This is a genomic window from Candidatus Poribacteria bacterium, from assembly GCA_021162805.1.
GTDB lineage: Bacteria > Poribacteria > WGA-4E > B28-G17 > B28-G17 > JAGGXZ01.
On the sequence record JAGGXZ010000102.1, the window covers coordinates 1 to 5,543 of the forward strand.

The 5,543-nt window shown below is 51.5% G+C and carries 9 protein-coding genes; all 9 read right to left on the minus strand.

Annotation, left to right across the window (positions count from 1 at the left end; translation table 11 throughout):
* Positions 1–103 (minus strand): IS701 family transposase (locus J7M22_08080; GenBank protein ID MCD6506571.1); only part of this gene is annotated, 103 nt, incomplete at its 3' end.
* 255 nt (positions 104–358) lie between these two features.
* Entirely contained in the window at positions 359–571 is a 213-nt protein-coding gene (locus J7M22_08085) for a hypothetical protein (protein ID MCD6506572.1), read from the minus strand.
* Positions 558–821 (minus strand): DUF1858 domain-containing protein, encoded by a 264-nt coding sequence (locus tag J7M22_08090; GenBank protein MCD6506573.1) that lies wholly within the window; start codon positions 819–821, stop codon positions 558–560. Before J7M22_08090 ends, J7M22_08085 begins: the two co-directional genes overlap by 14 nt.
* Complete coding sequence (gene cysE, locus J7M22_08095) at positions 802–1,485, minus strand: serine O-acetyltransferase (protein ID MCD6506574.1); 684 nt, start codon at positions 1,483–1,485, stop codon at positions 802–804. Before cysE ends, J7M22_08090 begins: the two co-directional genes overlap by 20 nt.
* Positions 1,473–2,093: an MBL fold metallo-hydrolase gene (locus tag J7M22_08100; GenBank protein MCD6506575.1), complete on the minus strand. Its 621-nt coding sequence runs from the start codon at positions 2,091–2,093 to the stop codon at positions 1,473–1,475. Before J7M22_08100 ends, cysE begins: the two co-directional genes overlap by 13 nt.
* 8 nt (positions 2,094–2,101) lie before the next feature.
* Positions 2,102–3,685 (minus strand): phosphoglycerate dehydrogenase, encoded by a 1,584-nt coding sequence (locus J7M22_08105; protein MCD6506576.1) that lies wholly within the window; start codon positions 3,683–3,685, stop codon positions 2,102–2,104.
* Between the two features lie 87 nt (positions 3,686–3,772).
* Positions 3,773–4,849 (minus strand): hypothetical protein, encoded by a 1,077-nt coding sequence (locus tag J7M22_08110; protein ID MCD6506577.1) that lies wholly within the window; start codon positions 4,847–4,849, stop codon positions 3,773–3,775.
* The gene (locus J7M22_08115; protein MCD6506578.1) at positions 4,824–5,219 is read right to left on the minus strand and encodes a hypothetical protein; all 396 of its coding nucleotides are present in this window, start codon (positions 5,217–5,219) and stop codon (positions 4,824–4,826) included. Before J7M22_08115 ends, J7M22_08110 begins: the two co-directional genes overlap by 26 nt.
* 113 nt (positions 5,220–5,332) lie before the next feature.
* A complete protein-coding gene (locus tag J7M22_08120) occupies positions 5,333–5,470 on the minus strand; it encodes a hypothetical protein (protein MCD6506579.1) in 138 nt (45 codons plus the stop codon).
* Positions 5,471–5,543: the final 73 nt, after the last annotated feature.

Sequence of the window (5,543 nt, forward strand, 5' to 3'; positions counted from 1 at the left end):
CCCCTTGAGGTTGGCATCTTGCTGCCTCAGTGCAGGTGAATACCCTCTGGGTGGCGATGAGAAAATGGATGTAGTCAAGGTCATCGCACTTGGGTGGGTTCATTCGCTTTCCCTCCTATCGACAAAGCTTCACTTTCAGGGTATAATATACGTAAATGAAAAGGGGTTCGCAGTCAACTGCGTAACTCCTATTAAAAACGGAATAATACCAGCTAGAATTTTGGACGGATCTAGGAGGTCAAGTTAATGCCACTGAGTCGCTCAGATTCTACGAATTCAGAGGGCTCCCACCTGATATGCACCCGTCACCCTTTGACAAAATTAAGGCCATAGCTCAAAATCCGGTCCTAATTTTTCTTTACCTGGGCAGAGGATCCTTTCGTTTTCCCGGCGACTCTCGTAATACCTTTTTGTCGGCGGGACAGACCGTGGCGAGTATCCCACATAGATGCGCCTTATCCTCCCAGACAAGAGGGAGAAATTCTCCACGGCGCGTTGCTTTCGGGGTGAATCCACCTCTTAGCCCCGTAAATAGGCCTTCTCTGGGCATCCTCTCGTTAATCTTGTCCATCCAACACCTCCCTCATCGATGCCGCATTGCTGGGGATAAGACCCGCCGCTATGTTCAGTTCCATAAGTAATTTTCTCAGATCGATCCTTTTGGCTCTGGCAGCCTGTTCGATCGTCTCGTGACTGGCATTGGCACACAGCGGACACAGGAGTCCGTGACGCGTAAAGACCCAAATGCATCGACGGTATTTTCTCAGGACGGCATCCGCCGACATATCTTTGGTTATGAGTTCAATACAGAGGGGTTCCATCGTTCCCACCCTTCCTCTCATGTCTTTTAAGCCTTTCGATCTCCTCCTCCAGGCTTTGGATCCTCTCAAGCATACACTGAAGGGCTTCGGCGACGGGGTCGGGGAGCTCGTCATGGTGGAGGTCAAATCTCTCGACCCGTCTGCCGTCCTTGTAAACGACCTTTCCCGGAACGCCCACCACGACGCAGTTGTCCGGCACGTCGTTCACGACGACCGATCCGGCCCCCACACGGCTGTTATCGCCTATTTTCACGGGGCCGATTATCTGGGCGTGGGCACCGATGACGACGTTATCCCCCAAAGTCGGATGTCTTTTCACCCTCTCCAAACTCTTGCCGCCCAGGGTCACACCGTGATAGAGCGTGACGTTTTCGCCGATCTCGGCCGTCTCACCGATCACCACTCCCATGCCGTGATCTATGAAGAAGCCGGGACCGATCCTCGCTCCGGGATGTATCTCTATGCCTGTGAAAAACCTGCCCATCTGGGATATGAATCGGGCTGAGAGATATCTGCCATGCCTCCAAAGCCAGTGAGCGATCCTGTGGAAAAACAGCACGTGAAATCCCGGGTAACACAGGACAACCTCCAGGGCGTTTCTGGCGGCCGGATCCCGTTCTAAAGCGGCTTGTATATCCCTTTTCAGCGTTTTCAGAATACCCATCCCATCAAACCTCTCTCCCTCTCCTCTCCGATGCTCGTCACTTCGCCGTGCCCGGGATAGACGAGCGTGTCATCGGGAAGGGTGAAGAGTTTCGTCTTTATGGATCTGATCAGCTTGTCAAGCGATCCTCCCGGCAGATCGGTTCTACCTATCGATCCGCGAAAGAGGGTATCGCCTGAAAACAGAAACCCATCGCCTAAAAGACATATCCCGCCGGGGGTGTGACCTGGGGTGTGAATGACCTCGAGCTTGATATCTCCTATCTCAACTGAGTCCCCATCCTTAAGCATTACATCGGGCTGGGGCGATGGAGGTGCCACCACTCCGAACCACAGGGATTGCTCGGGGACGCTTTTCAGAATCTCGAGGTCATCCCCATGTATAGCTATCCTCGCTCCGGTTTTACGTTTGAAAAATCCATTACAGGCTACATGATCGAAATGGCCGTGGGTGTTGATTATGAGATTCAGCTTTAATCCCTCCTTCTCTATTCGATCGAGAATTTTCTCGCTATCGGGGCCGGGATCTATCAGGATGGCCTCGGTGGTGGAATCGTCGTAGATCAGATAACAGTTGGTATAGACCGGCCCGACCACAGCCCATTCTATTCGGACGCTCACAGCCTCACCTGCTTGACGAAGGTTATACCCGGAGCGGATCTTATCTCCCCGATCACATCCTTCGGCACCTCGCTATCGACGTTGATGACCATGACCGCCTTACCGCCCGGCTCGAATCTTCCGACGCTCATATCGGCTATGTTTATGTCGTTGCGGCCCAGTATGGTGCCGATCGTCCCGATAGCTCCGGGTCTGTCGTCGTTATATACCAGAAGGATATGGCCATAGGGAACCGCATTGACGTGATACTCATCCAACAGGACGATCCGGGGGTCGTATTTCCCGTATACGGTGCCGGCGACCGTGTGGACTGTGGAATCGGTCTTGACCGTGACGGAGATCAAATTGACGAAATTGCGATGTTCGCCGCTTCTGGTTTCTATCACTTTGATCCCCCTCTGTTTTATGAAGAATGGGGCGTTAACGAAATTGACCGTCTCCTGTAGAACGGGATCCAGCAATCCCTTCTCTATTGCCACAGTCAAAGGCGTAAGATCGCCCTTGAAGAACTCCCCTGCGTAATCTATCGTGATCTCGGAGATATTCCCCTCTATGAGCTGTCCCTGCAGCAGTCCGAGCTTTTCGGCCAGTGACATATACGGTCCCAGCAGCTTAAGCGTCTGGGGATCGATCGGCGGCATGTTGACCGCCGAGGCGACCATTTCACCTCTGAGAGCGCTGAGGACCTGGGAACATACGTCTACGGCCACGTTCACCTGAGCCTCTCTGGTGGCCGCCCCGAGATGTGGCGTGACGAGCACATTATCCAGCTTTAATAGGGGATTTCCCGGCGGGGGCGGCTCGGTCTCGAACACGTCTAGAGCTGCTCCCGCCACCTTACCGCTTACAAGTGCGTTGTAAAGCGCCTTTTCGTCTATGATCCCGCCTCGAGCGCAGTTGATTATCCTGACCCCATCCTTCATCATCTCGAACTCCTTGTCTCCTATCATCCCTCTGGTCTCGGGGGTCAGGGGCGTATGGACGGTGATATAGTCCGATTCCCTCAACAACCTGTCGAGCGGAACAAGCTGAACCTTAAGCCTTTCAGCGCCCTCCCTCGACAGATACGGATCAAAGGCCAACACCTTCATCCCCAATCCCTGAGCCCGTTTGACCACCTCCGTTCCTATCCTTCCAAGCCCTATAACTCCTAGGGTCTTGTTGAAGACTTCCACGCCTGTGAATTTCCCTCTGTTCCACTCTCCCTTCTTGAGTGAGTGGTTGGCGAGGTGGATGTTTCTAGAGAGGGAGAGCATCATGGCTATCGTATGTTCGGCGGCGGAGATGGTGTTCGCACTGGGGGTGTTGAGGACAATTATACCCTTGCGCGTCGCAGCGTCCACGTCGATGTTATCCACGCCGACCCCAGCTCTGCCGATAACTTTAAGCCTCGTGGCTGCCTCTATGATCTCCCTCGTCACCTTTGTCGAACTGCGAACTATGAGGGCATCATACCCCGGTATACGGGCCATCAGCTCCTCACGACTGAGGTTTGTCTTAAGCTCAACCTGTATATCCGGTTCCCTCTCGAGGATTTCTATCCCCTGTTTAGCTAACGGATCGCTGATTAGAACCTTCATGATAACCTTTTCAGGTAAAATTGGTTTTGGTGTGTTTAAATATAACATCAACCTCCAGGGATTGTCAATCGGATTGACGGTTGGCTTTCATCGTTCCATAACCCCCCATTCGCAAAGCATAAGGGGTTTATTCGGAAATTTGGAGGTCAGCTCGTTATATATAGGCTCCATCACACTCTCAAAGCTCACCCATGGATCGTCCTTCGTTTGAGCCCCGTATAGGCTAAATCCCACCCAATCGATGTATTCATCGCCCGGATAGTAGGCCTCGATGGAGTTCCATCCCTCATCAGGATGTGACTCGTGATTTGGGTGAAAATACCAGATGGCATTATCCCCCCCTTTATTCCTAAACAGATTGACGATATGGCGAAAGGCATCAACATACCTTTCCGGGCCGTCCGCCTTTTGGGGATCACCGTATTTATCGGTCACACCTCCGCCTTGGAATACACCCGACCATGGGAACCAATCCCCGTTCATCTCCACGCCGAAGGTCACCATCACGGGTTTGCCGTAAGCTTTGATCTCATCGGCCCAATCGGAGAGAAAGGAGTCGAAATCTCCATCTATGATCTTTTGGAGGGCGTAATCGGGCTGATAATGTGGTTCCCAATATGGTTCTCCCCACGGCATTAATCTCAGAAGCGGTATCGCTCCATAGCTTGATATCTTATCCAGATTCTCCCTTGAGACGTAACCTTCACCCCAAAAAACGGAGAAAGGGACGAAAGCCACGGATTTACCCGATAGATTTTCAAAATCTACCAGTTTCTGGATATCGACGGAGCTTTCCAATTCCCCCCACCCGGGAAAGACTCCAACATAACATCCACTTTTCGGAGGAGAAATCGGTTGATTCCAACCGGGCAACCCTTCCTTACCTATAAAATAATCGGAGCTAATGCCATATCTGTAAGCCTGTAGGGCTTCCGGCGAGGAGTCTATCCGTAGATCTGACCAGCTACCATTGTCGTTTTGCCATCTCTCATGATAAACGATGGCGATTTTTATCCTGTTATATCTGGTTTGAAACCCTCTTAAGGCTTCTTCGTACCATTCGGCCTTAGGATTTCGTTTCAAATTCTCCTCCGTCTCAGAACAACCGACCATAAGGGGGATGATAGCTATTAACAGGCTAATGGATGGGACTGATAGCCTCATCGTTCTCTCCCCCTTTTATCTCTAACGCCTCCTTTATACGTTCTTCGAGCCTGTCTAAATCCCATCCCCCCTGATCGCGAATGATGGACCTGAGCATCGGAGGTATACTAGCGATGTTCTCCAGGATATCCCTCAGCAGTTCCATATGCTCACGTGCTCGGGTGATCTCCTTCGGAGCTTCGATCAAGTCCCGAAGGATAGTGCTTTCCGTGCGAGATGCGATGATCGGTTCCGTATGTCCCTCGATATACACCTTTGTGCGTTTACCCGCTCCACGACCCTCCTCAATCGGTTCCAAACCCACGATTGAATCTGAGCGGAAGTATTTGCCATATCCCAAGGCCACCATGATTCCCTGTTGAATCTTCATCCCTCCTTCTCCTTATGGTTATGCTTTCCGTGATAGAGCTGAGGTGCATTTTAGGGAAGAGACGCTCTATGGCGTGTGTTCATCCATCATTATAAAACAGGACAGGGCAAAGGTCAAGGTATGACCTGCTCAGAGAAGAAACTGACATCAACCTCCCTCCTCACACGGATCCTGATCTGATGAAACGTCAACCTCGTCAAAATGGATATCCTCTCCATCAGGAGATATCCAAGCAACTTGATCCCCATCATTCCATATACCCCCTCCCTTCCCAAAAGGCGGATTTTATGTATCTGCAACTCACTTGCCTACCCTCTCTATCAC

Excerpts from the sequence above, each read along its gene's own strand:
- J7M22_08085 (MCD6506572.1), bottom strand. The coding sequence starts at position 571 with ATGGACAAGATTAACGAGAGGATGCCCAGAGAAGGCCTATTTACGGGG.
- J7M22_08090 (MCD6506573.1), bottom strand. The coding sequence starts at position 821 with ATGGAACCCCTCTGTATTGAACTCATAACCAAAGATATGTCGGCGGAT.
- cysE (MCD6506574.1), bottom strand. The coding sequence starts at position 1,485 with ATGGGTATTCTGAAAACGCTGAAAAGGGATATACAAGCCGCTTTAGAA.
- J7M22_08105 (MCD6506576.1), bottom strand. The coding sequence starts at position 3,685 with ATGAAGGTTCTAATCAGCGATCCGTTAGCTAAACAGGGGATAGAAATC.
- J7M22_08110 (MCD6506577.1), bottom strand. The coding sequence starts at position 4,849 with ATGAGGCTATCAGTCCCATCCATTAGCCTGTTAATAGCTATCATCCCC.
- J7M22_08115 (MCD6506578.1), bottom strand. The coding sequence starts at position 5,219 with ATGAAGATTCAACAGGGAATCATGGTGGCCTTGGGATATGGCAAATAC.
- J7M22_08120 (MCD6506579.1), bottom strand. The coding sequence starts at position 5,470 with ATGATGGGGATCAAGTTGCTTGGATATCTCCTGATGGAGAGGATATCC.